Origin of the sequence: Amphibacillus jilinensis Y1 (assembly GCF_000306965.1) — a bacterium.
Classification (GTDB): domain Bacteria; phylum Bacillota; class Bacilli; order Bacillales; family Amphibacillaceae; genus Amphibacillus_C; species Amphibacillus_C jilinensis.
On the sequence record NZ_JH976434.1, the window covers coordinates 332,489 to 352,947 of the forward strand.

The window sequence follows — 20,459 nt, forward strand, 5'->3', positions numbered from 1 at the left end:
TTGTTTTTGCTTTGTATAGAGTTCCACAATCAAGCTCCTAGATTCTTCGGTTACATCCCATACGTCTACATGCTTGTCTTTAATTCCCAATAATTCTATGATAAAATGACGTTGCACTCATATCCCCTCTCTTTTCTATTGTCTCGACAACTTCAGGGTAACAAAGAGAGGGAGAAGGAGTGTATTTTTTTGCACGCTACAGGAATCCCATCACGATAGAGGACACCACCACATTCAGTATAGAGCCTATAAAAATATCAACGTTCGGGTTGCATAAATGAGGAGTGAGCGTGTAGCTCACCCCAACATTTGACTTTTCTATACTCAATCCTTTGAAACTTAGCATCAATAGATGGCCCTCAATCATTGGTAACATGTTAGCAATGACTTTAGAGAACGATGAGGGCATATTGCAGTTCATGCAACACATTAAGTGATTTACCGTTGTTTGGCAATAGAATATATCGTTGAAAGCACTTGGTCTGTTGCATCTTGTCGTTGATAGTTTTCCATGTTAACTTTGAGCTCAGGTGCAGCTTCCTTTAACTGATCTAAAGATTGAATCAAAGTATCTGGAGATAGTTGCTCTTCTTCTAACACTTTAGCATAGCCTTGTTTAGCAAACGCTTCTGCATTTAAGATTTGGTCCCCTCGACTAGCTTGTCGAGATAACGGAATAAGTAGCATCGGTTTCTTCAGTGCTAAAAACTCAAAAATTGAATTAGCGCCGGCTCGGGAGATGACCATATCCGTTGCAGCAAGTATATCTGGAAGTTGTTCATTAATATATTCAAACTGTTTATAACTCGGAATGTTTAATGCCGGATCTATATTATTTTTCCCACAAATATGTACAATTTGATAGGTCTTCGTTAATTGCTTTACTTTTGCACGAACTGCCTCATTTATCCGCTGAGCACCAGCACTTCCTCCCATAATAAGGAGAACCGGCTTACTTGTCACTAAATCAGCAAATAACATCCCTTTTTTCTTATCACCTTCAAATAATTCGGGGCGAACAACTGCACCGATCCATGTCGATTTCTTTTCTGGCAGATGTGCCATTGTCTCTGAAAATGTAGATAAGATTTTTTTGGCAAAAGGCATGGCCAGCTTATTAGCCAAGCCAGGCGTAATATCTGATTCATGAATAACAGCAGGTACGCCTCGTAATCTTGAAGCAATTAAGACAGGCACAGATACGAATCCGCCTTTTGAAAAGATCACATTTGGTTTTGTTTTTCCTAGGATAGACAATGACTGGGCTACCCCTTTCAAGACTTTAAACGGATCTTTCAAGTTCTCCAGTGACATATACCTTCTCAATTTCCCTGTAGAAATGGGATGATAAGTAACGTCATTGATCGGTTCTATTAACTCCCGTTCAATTCCATTTTTTGAACCAATATAGTCAATTTCCCACCCTTGTTTCTTTAGTATTGGTATGATGGCAAGGTTAACCATGACATGACCTGCTGTACCTCCACCCGTTAAGACAATTTGTTTATTTTTCATTTTATTCAAACCTCTTTCATTTCATCCTATCTTTTCTCTATATATGATTTTAGCATATTTCTTAATCAAACAGATAGTAGCTGTGACTGGAAAGATGCAGCAACTTCCATTAATTGATCTTTGTTACATGTTGTGATATCCCGTATTCCCAATCACACTTGGGCGAAATTCAAATTTATAAATTAGCCACTTCTTTTATTAATTATTCAAATAGTAACACTTGTATTCGCATATTCGTAGCGAGTATATTAGCTTCCTTATACTTAATTCTTATAAAACTTTGCACTTGTTTAATTGGTACTAAAAGGGTAGATTTGTGAAGACTAAATTATACAACTTATTTTTGTTAGTGTCATTTATCAGGAAAGGATCGTGTTGGAGCGCTTATCTTGAAGTGGCTAGCGTCAATTCAGACGAGCGGTTTAAAAATAGGTGCGTTCGCTAAAAAATACAAGCGAACGCACGGAATCAGTAGATTATTTTTCACCTAAAAAGTCTAATGCTGCAGAAGCGAGTACTTTTGCTCCATTTAGTAACGCTTTTTCATCAATATCAAATTTCGGATGATGATACGGATAAATCAAACCTTTTTCTTCATTAGCTGATCCAGTAAAGAAGTAAGCTCCAGGAATTTGTTGAGTAAAATAAGAGAAGTCTTCTGCCCCCATATTCGGCTCCATCGGCTGAATATTGTTTTTTGGAAGCACATCAGCAGCGGCACGCACCATTAGCTGATTCATCGCTTTGTCATTTTTAGTAGCTGGATAGCCAAATTGATAATCAATAGTAAAATCGGCACCAAAGGCTTTTGTTGTATGTTCAGTGATTTGTTTGACCCAATCAGCTACTTTATAACGCACCTCCTCATTAAACGTACGAACAGTACCTTCTAATATTGCCGCACCTGGAATAATATTGGCTTTATCACCTGCTTGGAATGAACCAATCGTTAGGACTGCTGGTTTAAGTGGATCAACCTTGCGACTAATAATCTGATGTAAGCTATTAATTAATTGTGCACCAATTTGTACCACATCAGTTGTATCTTGTGGAAAGGCACCATGTCCACCAACACCCGTTATTGTAATTTCAAAGTCATCACTAGCCCCTAATATATAATGGTCACTATGCCAAATATGATCAACAGGTAGATAATTCTCCATATGAGTAGCAAAGATAGCATCCACACCCTCTAACGCACCATCTTCAATCATCGCCTTTGCCCCGCCAGGATCCTGTTCCTCTGCATGTTGGTGGATAAAGACAACACGCCCTTCTAGCTCTTCTTGAACAGCTACCATTGCTTTTGCTATGCCTAAAGCAATTGCTGTATGTGCATCATGCCCACATGCATGCATCACACCTGGGTGCTTTGACTTATAAGACACGTCATTCTCTTCAAAAATAGGTAGCGCATCAAAATCTGCACGAATTGCAACAGTTCTGCCTGGCTTGCCTCCTTGTAGTGTAGCGACAACGCCTTGACCCCCAACCTTTTCACGTACTTCCAAGCCAAGTTGTCGTTGATAATCGGCAATTACTTTTGCGGTTCGCTCTTCTTGAAAAGAAAGCTCTGGATACATGTGGAGATCACGTCGAATTTCAATCATTTCTCGATATCCTTGATCAATCATTGCAAAAACCCGTTTTTTCATTTCATCACTTCCTTGTTTACATTAGTATTAATATTATTCAACTTCCGCACACTGAAAATAGTCACTCTACCTTCTCATACCTTTAAACATTATTTCATTCCGATAAGCAATGGATTCGCTTTTCGCGGGGATGGCTTTAGCTTAGACTGGTGGTTCATACTGAGTAAGCCCCACCACACGAAATAAAGCGAAGAAGATGTGACGCTACTAGCAGTTGAGTAATATAATAAAAGCGAATAATCCATTCTTAAGATAAACGGATCATTCGCAATTGATCTTATGCCTTTTATTATTGTCTCAGACTTTTGATCTTAATTTTTTTGTTTGGTCTAGCATCTTTCCTTTTACTTTAGCTCAATCCTGTTTTTCTTAATTAGCAAATCGTTTTTTTGTTTTCTTTTCAACCAAACCAAGGATTAAGTCAGCTATAATGGCTAATGCTGCAGCTGGTATTGCACCAGCATATAGATAAATATCATTTTGCAAGTTTATCCCACTAACAATTTGACGCCCGAGTCCACCACCACCAATGTACGGTGCAATTGTGGCAACAGCAACTGCGATTACTGCCGCAACTCTTAAGCCAGCCATTAGAAAAGGAATCGATAACGGAAGTTGTATTTTCACTAATAATTGTAGTGGTGTCATACCAATTCCTTTACCTGCCTCTGTGACACTCTCGTCTACTTCTTTCACTCCAACGTAAGTATTTCTGACAATCGGCAGCAAGGAATAAAAGAATAATCCAATCACGACCGTTTGCGTACCGAGTCCAAAATACAGTAGCAAGATTGCAAGCATCGCGATACTCGGAATCAACTGCAAAATGTTAACTAACGATAAAATTAGTGGTGCTAATTTTTCAACTTTTGCAGCTAAAATCCCAAGTGGAATGCCGACAATCAATGCCAATCCTATTGCATAGAGTACCATAAGAATATGTTCAATTGTTAATGATACAAGTTCAGATGAATGATCAGCCATATAGCGACCAAGTTCGATTATAAAATCCATCTTTGGATCCCCACTTTATTTATTAGTCTAAAAATCCTTCTTCTTCTAAAAATTCACGGGCAACTTCTTCTGTAGAGCGTCCCATCATATCAACTTGACGAATCAACTCTGACATTTGTTCAGTAGAAACAGCACCCACTAAGTCTTCAAAAATTTCATTTACTTCAGGGTAGTCATCAAGAACCTCATTACGTGCAACAAGTGATGCATCGTATGGTGGGAAAAATTGCATATCATCTTCTAACAAGCGTAAGTCATACTCGATAATTTGTGGATCTACTGTATAAGCTGTAACGACATCTAATTCATCACCAGCAATACCCTCATACATTAAGGATACTTCCATTCCACGCACATCACCAAAACCAAAACCGTAAGTGTCTTGGAAGCCACGATAGCCATCATTATCTCGTTCCACCCAAGTCGTATCTGTTCCTAAACGTAAATTATCGGCAAAAGGTTCTAAATCTGAGATCGATGTAATATTATTTTCTTCAGCAAATACGCCTTGAATCGCTACCGCATATTCATTAGTAAAACCAATTGTATCAAACCACGTCATATCGTATTCTGGTCCGAATAATTCTTGAGCATTCTCAATTGTTTCTTGCGGATCTGTTGAATATTCAACTTCATCAAAATGATTATTGTAGACTTCGCCAGAATAAAGCATAGCAAAATCAAACTCTTCACGATCAATTGAAGCCAAAATTTGCGGACTTGCTTGAATATCTTCTGTAATATTAACTTGGTGATCTGTATTTTCTTCCACTAAAATCTTGACAATTTGACCAGCAATTTTGGGATCAGTGTATGATTGAGCACCAAATTCAAAGGTCTGGCTACCATCAGCGTCCCCTCCACCACATGCAGCAACAAAAATTAATGTGAATGTTAATAAACTCGCTGTTATTATTTTCTTCATTATGATTAATCCCCTTTTTTCTTATTTTTTATATTAAGCTCTTGAGAGTTTCTTCTCAATGAGACCAAATAACAAATCAATTATTAATGCTAATACAATCGCTAGAAATGTTCCTGTAAAGATCATGAACGTATTATTTGATCCAATACCAGCCATAACTAAATCACCGAGTCCCCCCGCACCGATAACGGTTGCTAAAGTGGTCCAACTAATAATATAGACGGTAGTAATTCGAATACCTGACATGATATATGGAACCGCAATAGGTAACTCTATTTTAATTAATCGTTGAAATTTATTGTAACCCATCCCTTTGGCCGCTTCGACAATGCCTTGATCAATCGACTCAATTCCTGCATAAGTGTTCCTTAATAATGGTAAAAGTGCATAAAGGAATAATGCGATCACGGCTGGTCTAAAACCAATACCAAAGAACGGAATTAAAATCGCAAATAAAGCAATGGTAGGAATCGTTTGAAAAAAATTAGCCAGATTAAATATGCCATTTTTCACCTGTTCATGCTTCATTTTTGTCATCCATATCGCTAATGGCACGGTTAAAATAATTGCAAAGAAAATGGAAACAAATGCAATGGTTAAATGCTCCCATAGATAGCCTAAAATATTTTCATAACGAATTTCCCAAAATTCAATATATTCTGTTAATAGATTCATGACTTCACACCACTTTTGGCATCAAACTTCTCATGCAGGCTCTCTAGCAACACATCCTGATCAAGTACACCGATAAATGTATCATCAGCTTCGACAATCGGCGCGATCGTATCTTTACTTGCAACAAACTTTTCCACCTCTGCAGAACGACGATAAGCGATAATATCTTCATTAAGTAAATCTTGGACAGTTTTATCTGTTGCTCTAACCGCACGATATAATGATATAATCCCTAAATACTTATCTGCTTCATCAACTACTGGTAACTGGTCTTTCTTATGCTCGACCATTAGCGTGATGACATCTTCTACAGATTGATCAATTTTAGCATAAGGGAATGCTTCATCAACAAAAGCCGTCATTGGTGGTAAACCACGTGCTTGCTCCAAGCGATCAGAACCAATAAATTCTTCAACAAATGCATTGGCGGGACTTGTTAATAATTGATGCGGTGTCCCTTTTTGCACAACTTGTCCATCACGCATTAAAATAATTTGATCAGCAATTTTGATCGCCTCATCCATATCATGAGTCACAAATACAATGGTTTTATTAATGTCTTCTTGAAGCTTAACCAATTCATCTTGCAACTGCTCACGGCTAATTGGATCAAGTGCACTAAATGGCTCGTCCATTAATATAATTTTAGGCTCTGCTGCAAGGGCACGAATAACACCGATCCGTTGCTGTTGACCACCACTTAATTCATTAGGGTAACGCTTCTTATACACTTCAGGATCAAGATCAACCATCTTCAACAATTCATCGACCTTTTTATTAACCTTTTGCTTATCCCACTTTAAAAGCTTTGGCACAGCTGCAACATTATCATAAATCGTCATGTGTGGAAATAAACCAATACTTTGAATGACATAACCCATCTGACGACGTAAATCAATCGGGTTAATGTCTGATATTCGCTTACCATCAATAGTTAACTCACCATTTGTATAGTCAATTAAACGATTTAGTAATTTCATCGTTGTTGTTTTACCACAACCACTTGGCCCAATCAGGACATTAATCTTCCCTTCTTCAAAGGTGAGGTCAATATCTTTTAAGGCGTGAAAGCCATCCTCATAAATCTTGTTGATCTTCTTTAATTGAATCAAACCTAGTCCCTTCCTTCATTCGGTCATTTTGTTCTAAACTTATTGTAGCCGACTTTACTCAAGAAACAAAATTCGATATAAACTTTTAATTGTACAAACTTTATACAAAATAAAGTGTACGAATTGTATAAACTTTTAATACTTAAAAATACGGCAAATTACTTTGAAATACTACTAAATCGTTAATTTCTATCTATTTCCACTCTGTGTTACACTAAAACAAAACTGGAAAAAGAGCTGATAATCTATGAATCATGAGGAACAACTTGAGCAGATTAAACATCGTGTAAGTGAGCAAATTGCTGAAAACATGAAATCTTATGGATTTCCAGGGACGATTGGCCGTGTCATCGCTGCTATCTATTATGAGGGAAGAGCACTTGATCTTGACGAACTTGCTGAGCAAACGGGCATGAGTAAGACAAGAATGAGTCAAGTTTTACGAGAAATGGTCCATTATAATATTGCCGAAAAAGCATTTGTTCGTGGATCAAGGAAAGATCATTACACGGTTGAAGAAGACTATTACCAAACCTTCATCTCGCTATTTACCTCAAACTGGCGTGATGTTGTTACGCGGAATAGAAAAATTGAAAGTCGAATTATGCATGATTTAAAAAAGATCACTAATGATCCAACAGCCACAGAAGAGATCAAAGAAAAAGCCCAACTCTATATTGCTGATTCTAAAGCATCGATGGCTTATTATAATTGGATTGAAAAGCTTGTTGAACTGTTTGAATCACAGCAAGTTTTTGATATCGTGCCTAAGCCAAATCCAGATCAAGAAAAAAACGAAGTCCCTCGCTTTAAATAAAGTGAGGGCTTCGTTTTTAATTAGCCACAAAATGAGCTTCATCTATTTTTTTTTACTTCAAGCGTCTTTGTTTCTATGGATCTTCCCCTGATTTTCAACACTCAAGCTTGATCAGCATATTAATGCATATTTGGAAAACCTTGTTGTTTCAATACATCATAAACCAAGATAGCAGCAGTATTGGACAAGTTCAATGATCTGACTTTATCATTAGCGGCCATATGGATGCGTAAACAGCGGTCTTCCTTTCCGATCAGCAAGGACTTTGGAATGCCATTTGTTTCTCGACCGAAAACGAAAAACAAGTCTTGGGTACGGTTACTAAAGTCGTAATCTGTATAGTATTTCGTACCAAAGTTTTCGATATAATAATATTCTCCTTGTGGATATGTTTCATATAGAGCCTCAATTGAATCATGATAGTGAATGTTCACATCATGCCAATAGTCAAGACCGGAGCGTCTTAACATTTTATCCTCAGTTGAAAAGCCAAGTGGCCGGACTAAATGTAGTGTCGCATTTGTCGCTAAACATGTCCGCGCAATATTTCCAGTGTTTGCTGGAATTTCTGGTTGATATAAAACTACATGTATACCCAAAATCTTTCACCTCAATCTATTAATCCCACCGCTTATTATAGCATATCACTACCAATCCGAAAGAATTTATATTGGCAATTCGTTGTCCAAGCCGCCGAATCTTGATAATCCCAATAGCGCTGTCGACTGTTGTTTGTATGAGCATTTACAAGTGGTTGCTGATGCGCATCTTTTGCTACGACGATGGTCGTGTGATTAAAACGTCCATTACCTTCAAAATCGTAGCAAATCACATCACCAGGCTTTAATTTCTCTGGCGCATCCACTTCAAAGCCACGTAACCCCTTGGTAGAACCACTTAAATACCACCTAAAAGCATGAGCAACAGACCAGCTAAAACTCCAATCATTATTCTGATACCACCAACCTGTAGATCGATTCGGTATGCCACGCATCGGTGCACCTCCAGCATGTAAACACTGGGAGATGTAATTCGTGCAGTCATTCTCCTCAAAAAAACGGTAAGCAGGATTAGCATCATTCCACCAGCGTTCTGCGTATTTCACAGCCGCTCTTCGATCATAAGCAAAACGTATCGTCTCTTGAATGGGTGTTAACTCAATGATTGGGTTACTTCGCTTCTTAGATGCCAGTGATGGTTCAACATAAATTTCTTCATGAGCGATCAAACGTTTATTTTTTAAAAAGCAGGCCCGATGTAGCCGTGACTGCTCCTCTTGATAAAATGCTTCACCTTGCCTAATCAAAAAAACCACATTTAAAACATAGTGGCATTGATCGTCTTGATTAGACGTTGTTTGTCTACTATAAATTTGTCCATCACCCGTTATCCGTGCCACAACATTACCACGTCTCTCATGGCATTCGCGGACACGATTCACCCAATTATCTTCACGATTTATTAATTGCTTGTGCCAATATTTATTTAGACCCACTCCACATCTCCCCTTCCCATCATACTTTATGAAGCGAAGGGGTACGATTATGCGTTGATGCCTTCAAAAGCTAGCCCTTTTTCCATTTCTGCTAACACCTCTTCATCCCGTTCACTTTGTTGGGCTTGACGAATAGCTTGATAGCTATCTTCTCGGCCAATCTTCCCAATTGCCCAAGCTGCAGTCCCTCGAATAACAGGGCGTGGATCCTCTTTCATGAGTCGAATCAATTCATCAACAGCTGTAGCTTCTTTATAATGAGCGAGAGCAATAATCGCATTACGCTGAATCGGTTTTTTACCTCGCCAAGATCCTGCCATCTTACCGAACTTTTCTTTGAAATCTCGATTTGACATAGAAAGGAGTGGAAGTAATTCAGGCTTCACCAAATCAGGATCGGGTTCGAGTTCTGGGTGTAAATGCATATCAATTCCTTTATTTCGCGGACATACCAATTGACATGTATCAAAACCATAAAGTTGATTACCGACCTTGTCACGGTATTGATCAGGCATAAAACCTTTGGTTTGCGTCACAAAAGCAATACAGTTCTGGGCATTTAGTCTTCCCGGTGCAACAAGAGCGCCAGTTGGGCAGGCTTCAAGACACAAATTGCAATCTCCACAATCATCATCAACAGGCGTATCAGAAGGCAGGGGAAGATTGGTAATCATCTCACCGAGATAAACATATGAGCCAAATTCCGGTGTGATAATTGAGCAATTTTTCCCACTAAAGCCAATGCCAGCACGTTCAGCTACAGCTCGATCAGATAATTCACCTGTATCGACCATTGATCTTGAATGAAAACCAGGCACTTTTGAAGCAATAAAGGTTGCTAATTGATCTAATTTATCATTTAAAACATGGTGATAGTCATAGCCCCAAGATGCACGACAAAAGTTACCTCGACGTTTACCGCGTACATTTTTTGGTCGTGACTTCATGCGTGATGGATAAGCTACCGCAATTGCAATAATCGATTCTGCATCTTCTAAATGCAACTGAGGTTCCGTTCGTTCATCAATCGTTCCTTTTTCAAAACCCGATTGATAGCCTGAATCTTGTTGCATTTTTAAGCGTGCCTTCATTTCAGCAAAAGGGGTAGCAGCTGCAAAGCCAATTTTATCTATACCAATGGTTTTAGCATAAGCGATAATTTCTTGTTTTAATTGTTCATTAGCCAACTGATCCCCCCCTTTTTCTCTTATCCTTCAATCTTAAAAATTGTAATCAATGATACTTCTGTGTTGAAATCTCATTAGACATAACGTATAAAAAACGCAACATTTCGTTGTCATTTCAACGAAATACTGCGTTAACCAACAAAATGTATTATTAAGTATTATAACAAGCACATTACAAAGAAGCAATAGATCGGACAAATTAACTATTTTTAAATTCAGATTGTTTAAATCGATTGGCCACGGGTATGTTATTACTAAATCTAATTAAGAATTAGAAAAATTTTCAACAAAAGATGTACATTCATCATTTTAGTTCATCTGTTAATCGAAAATTAGTCGAATGCAAAAGGAGGGCGTTAGAAATGATTTGGACCATTATTGGTATCCTCATATTAGCTTGGCTACTTGGCTTAATCTTTGAAATTGCTAGTGGCTTAATTCATATTTTACTTGTCATTGCCTTGATTGTGTTTATATTTAACTTAATAACAGGGCGAAACAAGGGCGTTTAACAAATAGATAAGGAGGAGTATTTGATGCTTTGGACGATTATTGGTATATTACTAATCGCTTGGTTAGTCGGGTTCTTATTCAATATTGGAAATTTAATTCATATTTTACTTGTCATTGCCTTGCTCGTCTTTATTGCTCGGATGATAAGAGGAAGATAAGATACTAACTAATTAAGAAAGGAAAGAATAATATGCTAGCATAGGTCATATTTAATTTTGTTAGATTATTAGCTATTTCATCACGAAGACTTTATGCTTTTGTTAAGAAAAAAGCACAGAGGTGCACGGGCCTTAATTTTAAGACCCGTATCGGACACATCTGTGCTTTTCTATTTTGTTAATGCCTGTAGCCACGTTAACGCCATTAAGCGATTACCTGTACTACTCATATGCACCCCATCTATCGTTAATGGTAAAGGACCTGGCCGATTTAAATATTTTAAAAAAGCTTGATGAGTGGGTACGACAGTTAGTTGATATTCTTCAGCCAGTTGATTAACAATTTCCACATAAGGTTTCAACAATTGATTGCCTTTAGATTGTGGATCTTCATCAATAATAGTAGGTTCCATCAACACGATTTTTTGTGCTCTAGTTTGTTCGATTAATTCCCGATAAAGTTTGGCATAATCATTAGGATAAACGTGCTCCATATCCTGATTATCTAGTTGTCGCCATACATCATTTATGCCAATAGATATCGAAACAAGATCAGGTTGATTGGCAATCACATCAGTGTGCCAACGTTCAACAAGATCCGTTATTCGATTACCACCAATCCCTCGATTAATAAATTCAGGAAAGGGGTGTGGCAAATGAATCGCTAGATCATCACGAATCATCCGAACATAATTCTCTCCTATCCCTTCACTATCTTCAAATCTGCCCCATTCTGTAATACTGTCACCAATAAATAGATACCTTGCACGATCTCTCACTTGTTATCCTCCTCTCGCTAAAACAACCTTTACCTTTCTATTATCCCATATTTACTTGAAATCGTCTTGATATTTTTTCCTTATTATGATTAAACAAATAAGATTATAGTATCTATTCAACAAGGGGGAATAAACGAGCACCAGAGAACAAGCCAATACGGAAATACGATGTCCCGTTCCCTTCAAAATTTTGTCACATATTTCTCTACCTACCTTGTCAAAACATCGCAATCAGGTGAAATACGAATCTAACCTTTGCGTTTATAAAAACATTTAACTTTGTATTTCTACAATCGATTTGTTTTTACCCGTTCGTTTTGCACGATAGAGCACTTGATCTACTTTTGAAATAACAAATGAAGGTGAAATATACCCTTGGCTTAACATGATTGCACCTAGACTAACACCGACATTAAACGTGAGTTCCTTAAGTCGATAAGGTGCTTGAAGCGTCCGTTCAATTCGCTCAATAATGTGATTTAAATCCGATTTACTTTCAATGTCTGGAAGGAGGATAATGAACTCATCCCCTCCTAATCGGGCGACCGTATCGATTTCTCGAACAGCTTGTTTTAATCGTTTACCTAGCTTCTCGATCACATAATCACCCGTGTCATGGCCCATCTGATCATTAATCTCTTTAAAATCATCTAAATCAAGCATGATCACCGCAAAAGCATTGTCGTTTCTTTCATATAACGATATGACTTGCTCAAGTCTAGTATTAAACAACCGTCGATTTGCTAAACCTGTAAGGGGATCATGATAGGCAAGACGTTGAAGTTCATGTTCATATGTTTTACGTGCTTCAATGTCGCGAGCAACAACAATCGAATGCTTAAAAATACCAGTATCAGAAAAAACGGGTTCCAATTGTAATTCAAACCAGCAATAATTTGCATTAATATTCTGAAAGCGCACTTCAAACTTTTGCGCCTTATTATAAATTATTGCTGTCTTTAAATGTTGATTAAAACTGTTGTGGTCATCAGAAGCCATAATATCATGGATATGTTTTCGATTATCACCGATTAATTGTAGACCTAATACGCGTTCGTGTGAAGGGGATAAATAAACAAAATATCCTTTTTGATCAAGTAGTTGGATTAAATCAGATGAATGTTCGGCGATAAGGCGAAATCTTTCTTCACTTGCAAGAAGGGCATCTTTAGCAAAGTGTTCAGCCGTCATATCTTTTAAAATAGCATAAACCCCTTGGACCTGGTGCTCAATAATCATCGGAATAAATTTTATTTGCAAGCGAATTTGATAGTGGTCTTCACTGTTAACGGTAGCATCTACCGTGTGTGCTTGCCCTTTTAACGTATTATCAAAGGTTTCTTTAATGAATTGAAAGTCTTGTTGACTTATTAAATCAAAGATATTCCTTCTGTCTTGTGCTCGATTAATTTGCTTGAGTAATTGTTCACATGCGCGATTCATTCGAACAATTTTACCCGATATACTTAAATAGCTCATTGCATCTGTATGCTCATCAAATAACGATTTATAACGCTGACGACTATATTGAAGGCGTTGACGACTTATCAAATTTTGCGTCTCTACTTGTTTTAAATTGGTTATATCTTTCGTGACAGCCACAATATGACTTACCTTATTTTCACTAACTAGAGGTGTAAGTGTTGTTTCACTTATCTTCTGACCATCATCCGAAATAAAATAATTATCTTCATACGAATGCATTTGCTTGCTTTGCACGACGTGTTGGTATTGTTGTGTCAAGATAGTAGCCATAGTAGATGGAATAATTTCATTTAACTCTTTACCCATCATTTCATCCGTCAGGTTTAAAGCCTTTTTGGCTATATGATTAACTAGCTCATAATAAAATTTTTCTCCATCAGCACTGACACGCATAACAAAAACCATATCCTGCATTCCATCAATCAGAGCTTGCTTCGTTAGGTCCATGCGTATCCCCTTTTCCCGAAAAATGATTCTTTATCATTATAGCACTTTAGTCTCGGTATATATAGCACTGAAATAAAACGAACCACCCAACCAGTGGGCGGAGGGCTACAGGATGTAGGTCATGCAGACGTTGCCCCGTGGCGGTTTTCTTTTCCACCCACTGATTGGTCGTTTCGTGTATCAGGCCATTAGCGACCGTTAGTTCTTGACTAGATTAATCGCTCTACTCTCTATTTAGCCGAGAGCTTTACGGACGGTTATCTGTGATAAAAATTAACAGACAGCTAATAAGCTACCTGTCAATCCATAATACGTAAGCGTTGATAAAATACCTTTACTATCTCCATGAGTATGACAGCGCCGACAGCAAGTCCCGTTGCAATAAGCCATTGGATCCGATTAAAATCAGACGGAATCGAAAAAATTACACGTAAACCAGGTAATACTGTTAACAAATATAAACTGAAACAAAGAGCGACTGCTCCTAATACATACAAATTAGATCGTAAGCCAACAGCAAATAAGGTTTGGCGATTAGATCGTGCAGAGAGCGTTTGTAGTGTCCGAGCTAAGATCAAAGTAGTGAATGCCATCGCTACACCAGTTTCAACACTCGTTTGCAAACCAATTAAATGCGAGACAATCACCATTGCTCCGATAATTGAGCCACGGGTTACAACAGCACGTAACGTCTCACCTGCAAAAATACCTTCATCAATGGAGCGCGGTGCGCGATTCATCACGTCTGGCTCCGATTGCTCCATCCCTAGAGCAATAGCTGGTAATGAATCATTAACTAAATTAATAAATAACAACTGTAATGCGGTAAATGGGTTAGGCAGTCCTAACCCGACTGCAAATAGAATGGCAATGATGGCACCTAAATTACCTGAAAATAAGTAAGCAATCGCTTTTTTAATATTGTCAAAAACAGTTCGTCCGACTTCAACAGCATTAACAATCGAGACAAAGTTATCATCAGTTAAAATCATAGCAGCCGCATCCTTACTTACATCTGTACCACTTCCCATCGCAATGCCAATATCAGCTTGTTTTAAAGCGGGGGCATCATTGACACCATCTCCTGTCATGGCAGAGATTTGGTTTTTATTTTGCCACGCCTTGACAATCCTAATTTTATTTTCTGGGGATACACGAGCATAAACCGTAATATGTTTCAACTTGTCATTTAATTCTTGATCACTCATACGATCGAGTTCCTGTCCAGTAACAGCAAAATCACCTTCTTCTACTAAACCGATATCACGACCAATTGCCTCAGCTGTCGTTTTATGGTCACCAGTAATCATCACTGTTTTAATACCCGCTGCTTTTGTTTCTTTAATCGCACTATAGACCGCTTCTCGAGGCGGATCGATCATGGCAAGTAAACCGACTAAAACAAGATCATCCTCATCATCAAAACTCAACTGTTTTTTACTTTTATCATATTTTCTATAAGCGAAAGCTAAGACACGCAGCGCTTGGGCTGAAAATGCTTCATTTTGCTCAGTTAGCTTTCGCTGCCATTTATCATCTAAAGGTAATTCTTCACCGTTAACAAGAATATATTTAGCTAAGCTAAATATCACATCAGGACCACCTTTTGTCAGTAACATATGTTGTCCTTGCATATCATGCAAGGTAGACATGCGTTTGCGATCTGAATCAAATGGCAGTTCATCAAGACGGGGATACTGTTGTTTGATGTCTTGATCACTTTGCTGGTTTTGATTGGCATAATGAAGCAATGCCACCTCAGTCGGATCACCGACTTCATCCCCTTTAGCATTGATATAACTATCGTTACATAAAACAGCGATGTCAATAAGAAACCGTTCAGAAGATAATCGATCTGTCTCTTTTTGATTTAACCCCTTTTCCTCTATTACTGGTAGATAACTGTCTGTCACTGTCATTTTATTTTGTGTTAATGTGCCTGTCTTATCTGTACAGATTACACTTGCCGATCCTAGCGTCTCAACGGCTGGTAATTTTCGAATAATAGCATGCTGTTTAGCCATCTTATTCGTACCCACAGACAACACAATCGTGACGATTGATTGAAGGGCCTCAGGTATCGCAGCCACAGCCACAGCTACAGCAAACATTAAAGCTTGCAATAATTCTGTTGTTAAATCTATAGGTTGATCACCAAACCAAATGCGCACTGCTTGAACGATGAAAATGCCAATAGAAAGTAAGAAAATCCAGACACCCAACTTTTTACTAAAGGCATCAAGCTTGCGCTGAAGTGGTGTTTGCTTTTGTTCAGCCGTATTTAACAAATTAGCGATCTTGCCGATTTCTGTTTTTGCTCCGATATCTGTCACCACAAATGAAGCACGACCATTCGTTACCAGTGCACTGCTAAACACCATATTGGTTCGATCACCAAGAGCAACCTCCTCTGTGATGGCTTCCTCAGTCTTATTGACCACCTGCGACTCTCCTGTTAACATGCCTTCATTAACTTGAAGAGATCCGCTCTCTAGAATACGACCATCAGCAGGTATATAATCACCAGCTTCAAGGTAGACAATATCTCCTCGAACCAATTCACGTGCTGGAATCGTCTGCTTATCTCCTTGACGAACCACTTTCGCTTCAGGAGCTGACATTTCACGCAAAGCTTCAAGGGAACTTTCTGCTTTCTTCGTTTGAATCACACTAATAGCAGCATTCATGATTAACACAATTAGAATAACAATCGTTTCAATATATTCACCAAGTAAGAGCTGTACCGTTGCCGCCACTAAAAGAACGATCACCATAGCATCTTTAAATGATTCAATAAATAACTGCCAAGTTGACGTCTGTTTGCCTTCTTCTAATTCATTGAACCCCTGTTGTGACTGGCGTTGTTCAACTTCTGCTTGTGTTAAACCGGATTGATCAGCTTGAAGTTCCTCCAAAACCTGTCCTTTATCTTTTTGATAAGCATTCATTTCACTATCATCTCCTGACTTCATCTATAGTTATAACCATTCCTGAATCATTCCACTCAGCTTTTATTTATCACGGATAATCGTCCATAAAACGACCGCCTCGAAACAGAAAGGAGAGCTTATCTATTCAGACAAGAGCTAACTGACGCTAATACGCAACTAACAATCAGTGGGATTAAAACAAAAATGCCCACCGTTTTTTCCATATTTTTCTGTTCACCACACAAAAAAGACCCTTACCAATAAACTCCCGAGTATTCGGAAATCCATAGGTAAAGGTCTTGCTAACAACAAATCGTTGCCAATAATGCCGGAGATATTATTCTCGTAATGACGACACTATTGCTGGAGCTACTCCCCTTTATACTATCACATAGTTTACGCTTCTATTTTAGTAAAGTCAAGCACTAGCCTATCCAGATCAACGATTAGCGTAGTAATTGTAAAACAGACTGTGGTTGTTGCATAGCTTGGGCTAACATCATCTGTGAAGCTTGATTAAGAATATGATGTCGCATAAAGTACATCATTTCTTTTGCGATATCAACATCACGAATTCTTGACTCCGCTGCCGTTAAATGCTCAGCAGAAGTGCTTAAACTTTGAATCGTATGATGTAGCCGATTTTCTTTAGCTCCTAACATTGACCGCTCACGAGAAATTTGCTGAATAGCTGCATCAAAACGACCGATCGCTACACTTGCATCTGCCTCTGTCATTAATGTCAATGGTTGGCCATTATCAATGATATTAAGCGATTCGGCCCCCATATCAGCGATTGATAGCGTAAAAGACTGTCCAGCGTTTGCACCAATTTGAAATCGCCGATCTTGATAGCTACCATCTAGTAAGTTGATTTTATTAAATTGTGTTCGGGTAGAAATATCGGTTAATTCTTCTGTAAGCTGATTGATCTCATCCTGCATCGCTTGTCTATCCTTTTCATCATATACACCATTAGCAGCTTGAACAGAAAGTTCCCTCATCCGTTGCAAAATCGCATGTGATTCGTTTAGAGCGCCTTCAGCTGTTTGAATTAACGATATACCGTCTTGAACATTAACGATCGCCCTATTCAATCCCCGAATTTGACCACGCATTTTCTCAGATATCGCCAAACCAGCTGCATCGTCAGCAGCACGGTTAATTCTTAAACCAGAAGCTAAACGTTCAATCGACAGATGTAACGCTGAATAATTTCTTGATAAAGACCGATAAGCGAGCATTGCACTTCCATTATAAAGTATACGCAACATTCCCACCTCCAATGATAGTAAAAACTTTACATTCACATGAGTATAAAAGGATTATAGCACCATATCAAGGCGTTTGTCACGATTTATTTTATTGTAATTCACAAAATATTGCATGGTGAATGGTGAGCAAACAAAGCAAGTATTGAATGATAGAAATTGACCTCAAATAACCCCAGACCTGTAATAGATCCGGGGTTAATTAAACAAAGGTCATTTTCGATCACATTGATATCCTTTAAGCCTGCATATCAATAGATTGTCCTAAGTATGGATGTGTTGATTTTTCCATCATTTCAATCAGCCCGTCACCTTGCATTTCGGCTTGATCCATTGTCTTACTCATTACACTTAGCGAAACTTGTTGTTGAACATTCGCTTGGCTCATTGCTGTTGATAACCTTGCAATATCCATCTCTTGTTCACCTCACTTGTTGGTTTGACGTGTTGTAAAAAGTGTAACATACTCAGTTCATTCTGACGATTGGGTAAAAGGAACTTAATCGCTCATAATAAGATAAATTTTTCACTCTAACCTTTATTAAATCAACATCGACTAGAGAAATAAATTCTGTTATTCAACCATTCCCCAGGTCAGTGGCGAGCCACGTTTTACAGATTTACTCGCTTTAGCACCTATAACATTCTTTAAATATTTTGGAGGTAGGCCGTATCCGGGCCTTATCGACCTGACATTTTTTTCAGTGAAAATTTCCCCAGCTCTTACATCTTCCACAATAAATAAAGACCTTCCTAAAATTCTATTGTTTTTTTTATTTTGATCAAGGGTGTAATTTACTTGACCAATTGCTTTTTCTGCATCTCTGACAGCCTTTACCATTGCCTCGAATTCTGAAGGATCCAGTGAAAAACTCGCATCTGGCCCCCCTATACTTTTATTGAGGATAAAATGTTTTTCAATAACTTTAACACCAAATGCTACAGAAATAACAGGAACCGTTATTCCTAGCGTATGGTCAGATAACCCTACCTCCACTCCAAAAGTTTCTTTCATATTAGGAATAGTTTTAAGATTTGCATCACTTATTTCAGCAGGGTAAGCAGATGTACACTTTAGTAAAATAATTTGATCATTTCCCATTCTTCTACATGCTAATATCGCTTCTTCAATGTCAGATAATGCTGCAACCCCTGTTGAAATAATAATTGGCTTACCTTTTGAAGCAATATATTCTATCAAGGGAACATCCATTATTTCAAAAGAAGCTACTTTATATAAAGGTACATTTAATTCTTCTAAAAAATCTACAGCAGTTCTATCAAAAGGGCTAGAAAACAAAGTAATATCTAATTCTTCAGCATAGTTCATTAACTCTTTATGCCATTCCCACGGTGTATAAGCTTCACTGTATAAGTCATAGAGAGTTCTACCATCCCATATAGTACCACTATCTAATTGAAAGTATTTATTGTCACAGTTTATGGTAATCGTATCTGGGGTATAGGTTTGTATTTTTATAGCATCCGCACCAGATCCTTTAGCAGCCTTAATTGTTTCTTTAGCAATGTTTATATCATGACCATGATTAGCTGATAATTCAGCAATAATAAAAGCTTCGGTTCTATTTGAAAACAAATTAGAACAACTTTCAGTCATACATATCACCTTTTCTTAATTTATAATTCTATATTGAACGATCTTCAATAGTTGATCTTTACATTTAACATATAAATTATCTTGTTTAAACTTAATAACGCCCACTTCTACATCTAGTGTATGTTTATTTGCAATCATTACTTTATTAATAATTATTTTTCTACCATCAACTAAATAATAATACGCTCCCGGATACGGTTCTGCTAACGCTCTTACAAAATTAATAACTTCTAATGCGTACTTATTAAAATCTACATACCCCATATCAGGAGTTCTTTTACCATAATAACTGGCTACATTATGATCTTGTTTGCTCAATTTAATATTCTTACGTAAGATATCAATGGATTCAATTAATAGTTTTGGGTAGTATTTTTCAAATTTGCATAATAGGCTATAACCGGTGTCTTCCTTTTCTATATTAATTCTTTTTTGTTTGATTATATTTCCTGTATCAACAAACTTATCTATTAGATGTGATGTAATTCCCGTAACATCCTCACCATTTATGATACTCCAAACATGTGGCGTTCTGCCACGATATTTTGGTAACAATGAACCATGTATATTAAATGCATATTCAGGTATTTCAAATATCTCATGAGGAATTATATAGCGATAATTAACACTAATTAGGTACTTAGGTTCTATATTTTGAATGATATCCCTTATCTCATGCAAATTTTCTCGTGCATCTTTATATGTAAATCTTATATTGTTTTTTTTTGCAAAGTAGTCTACACCGCCAGCTTCATCGCTCTTATGAGTTAAAATGTACTCAACTTTGAAATTTTTTTCTTTCAGCACATTAAGACAATTTTCTCCTATCCTTCCAAAACCACAAAATATTATCTTTTCCATTG

19 protein-coding genes are annotated in these 20,459 nt (G+C 37.6%); 3 read left to right on the plus strand and 16 right to left on the minus strand.

What is annotated here, in order from left to right; translation table 11 throughout:
- Nucleotides 1-438: 438 nt before the first annotated feature.
- From B494_RS0102230 to B494_RS0102255, 6 genes are all read right to left on the minus strand, one after another.
- Complete coding sequence (locus B494_RS0102230) at nucleotides 439-1,515, minus strand: undecaprenyldiphospho-muramoylpentapeptide beta-N-acetylglucosaminyltransferase (protein ID WP_017470729.1); 1,077 nt, start codon at nucleotides 1,513-1,515, stop codon at nucleotides 439-441.
- Between the two features lie 476 nt (nucleotides 1,516-1,991).
- The gene (locus B494_RS0102235) at nucleotides 1,992-3,170 is read right to left on the minus strand and encodes a M20 metallopeptidase family protein (RefSeq protein WP_017470730.1); all 1,179 of its coding nucleotides are present in this window, start codon (nucleotides 3,168-3,170) and stop codon (nucleotides 1,992-1,994) included.
- A 369-nt stretch (nucleotides 3,171-3,539) separates the two neighbouring features.
- On the minus strand, nucleotides 3,540-4,184 hold the full coding sequence (locus B494_RS0102240; protein WP_017470731.1) for an ABC transporter permease: 645 nt from the start codon (nucleotides 4,182-4,184) through the stop codon (nucleotides 3,540-3,542).
- Between the two features lie 22 nt (nucleotides 4,185-4,206).
- On the minus strand, nucleotides 4,207-5,109 hold the full coding sequence (locus tag B494_RS0102245; RefSeq protein ID WP_017470732.1) for a glycine betaine ABC transporter substrate-binding protein: 903 nt from the start codon (nucleotides 5,107-5,109) through the stop codon (nucleotides 4,207-4,209).
- Nucleotides 5,110-5,142: 33 nt separating this feature from the next.
- Complete coding sequence (locus tag B494_RS0102250; RefSeq protein ID WP_017470733.1) at nucleotides 5,143-5,784, minus strand: ABC transporter permease; 642 nt, start codon at nucleotides 5,782-5,784, stop codon at nucleotides 5,143-5,145.
- Nucleotides 5,781-6,896 carry a betaine/proline/choline family ABC transporter ATP-binding protein gene (locus B494_RS0102255; protein WP_017470734.1) on the minus strand — a complete coding sequence of 372 codons (1,116 nt, stop codon included), beginning with the start codon at nucleotides 6,894-6,896 and terminating at the stop codon, nucleotides 5,781-5,783. Before B494_RS0102255 ends, B494_RS0102250 begins: the two co-directional genes overlap by 4 nt.
- A gap of 247 nt (nucleotides 6,897-7,143) precedes the next feature.
- Here B494_RS0102255 and B494_RS18825 point away from each other — a divergent pair, with 247 nt between their 5' ends.
- Entirely contained in the window at nucleotides 7,144-7,713 is a 570-nt protein-coding gene (locus B494_RS18825) for a GbsR/MarR family transcriptional regulator (RefSeq protein WP_017470735.1), read from the plus strand.
- A gap of 119 nt (nucleotides 7,714-7,832) precedes the next feature.
- Here B494_RS18825 and B494_RS0102265 read toward each other — a convergent pair whose 3' ends face one another.
- Genes B494_RS0102265 through queG form a run of 3 tightly spaced genes read right to left on the minus strand, consistent with a single transcriptional unit; the run spans nucleotide 7,833 to nucleotide 10,395 of the window.
- Complete coding sequence (locus B494_RS0102265) at nucleotides 7,833-8,312, minus strand: tRNA (cytidine(34)-2'-O)-methyltransferase (RefSeq protein ID WP_017470736.1); 480 nt, start codon at nucleotides 8,310-8,312, stop codon at nucleotides 7,833-7,835.
- A 35-nt stretch (nucleotides 8,313-8,347) separates the two neighbouring features.
- Nucleotides 8,348-9,208 (minus strand): amidase domain-containing protein, encoded by an 861-nt coding sequence (locus B494_RS0102270; RefSeq protein ID WP_017470737.1) that lies wholly within the window; start codon nucleotides 9,206-9,208, stop codon nucleotides 8,348-8,350.
- Between the two features lie 47 nt (nucleotides 9,209-9,255).
- Nucleotides 9,256-10,395: a tRNA epoxyqueuosine(34) reductase QueG gene (gene queG / locus B494_RS0102275; RefSeq protein ID WP_017470738.1), complete on the minus strand. Its 1,140-nt coding sequence runs from the start codon at nucleotides 10,393-10,395 to the stop codon at nucleotides 9,256-9,258.
- Between the two features lie 362 nt (nucleotides 10,396-10,757).
- Here queG and B494_RS20765 point away from each other — a divergent pair, with 362 nt between their 5' ends.
- Together B494_RS20765 and B494_RS20770 are read left to right on the plus strand one after the other, a co-directional pair.
- Nucleotides 10,758-10,907, plus strand: a complete 150-nt coding sequence (locus B494_RS20765) for a lmo0937 family membrane protein (protein ID WP_017470739.1) — start codon at nucleotides 10,758-10,760, stop codon at nucleotides 10,905-10,907.
- Between the two features lie 24 nt (nucleotides 10,908-10,931).
- The gene (locus B494_RS20770; RefSeq protein WP_017470740.1) at nucleotides 10,932-11,066 is read left to right on the plus strand and encodes a lmo0937 family membrane protein; all 135 of its coding nucleotides are present in this window, start codon (nucleotides 10,932-10,934) and stop codon (nucleotides 11,064-11,066) included.
- 170 nt (nucleotides 11,067-11,236) lie between these two features.
- On the opposite strand, the gene B494_RS0102290 is transcribed toward B494_RS20770, so the two are convergent.
- From B494_RS0102290 to B494_RS18830, 7 genes are all read right to left on the minus strand, one after another.
- Complete coding sequence (locus B494_RS0102290) at nucleotides 11,237-11,845, minus strand: SGNH/GDSL hydrolase family protein (protein ID WP_017470741.1); 609 nt, start codon at nucleotides 11,843-11,845, stop codon at nucleotides 11,237-11,239.
- 273 nt (nucleotides 11,846-12,118) lie between these two features.
- Entirely contained in the window at nucleotides 12,119-13,777 is a 1,659-nt protein-coding gene (locus B494_RS0102295) for a sensor domain-containing protein (RefSeq protein ID WP_017470742.1), read from the minus strand.
- Nucleotides 13,778-14,076: 299 nt separating this feature from the next.
- Entirely contained in the window at nucleotides 14,077-16,725 is a 2,649-nt protein-coding gene (locus tag B494_RS0102300) for a cation-translocating P-type ATPase (RefSeq protein ID WP_017470743.1), read from the minus strand.
- A 428-nt stretch (nucleotides 16,726-17,153) separates the two neighbouring features.
- Complete coding sequence (locus B494_RS0102305) at nucleotides 17,154-17,981, minus strand: flagellin N-terminal helical domain-containing protein (protein WP_017470744.1); 828 nt, start codon at nucleotides 17,979-17,981, stop codon at nucleotides 17,154-17,156.
- A 235-nt stretch (nucleotides 17,982-18,216) separates the two neighbouring features.
- Nucleotides 18,217-18,393 (minus strand): YjfB family protein, encoded by a 177-nt coding sequence (locus tag B494_RS20380; protein WP_017470745.1) that lies wholly within the window; start codon nucleotides 18,391-18,393, stop codon nucleotides 18,217-18,219.
- 159 nt (nucleotides 18,394-18,552) lie between these two features.
- Complete coding sequence (gene pseI, locus B494_RS0102315; protein WP_017470746.1) at nucleotides 18,553-19,596, minus strand: pseudaminic acid synthase; 1,044 nt, start codon at nucleotides 19,594-19,596, stop codon at nucleotides 18,553-18,555.
- Nucleotides 19,597-19,611: 15 nt separating this feature from the next.
- Complete coding sequence (locus B494_RS18830) at nucleotides 19,612-20,457, minus strand: methionyl-tRNA formyltransferase (RefSeq protein ID WP_017470747.1); 846 nt, start codon at nucleotides 20,455-20,457, stop codon at nucleotides 19,612-19,614.
- Nucleotides 20,458-20,459: the final 2 nt, after the last annotated feature.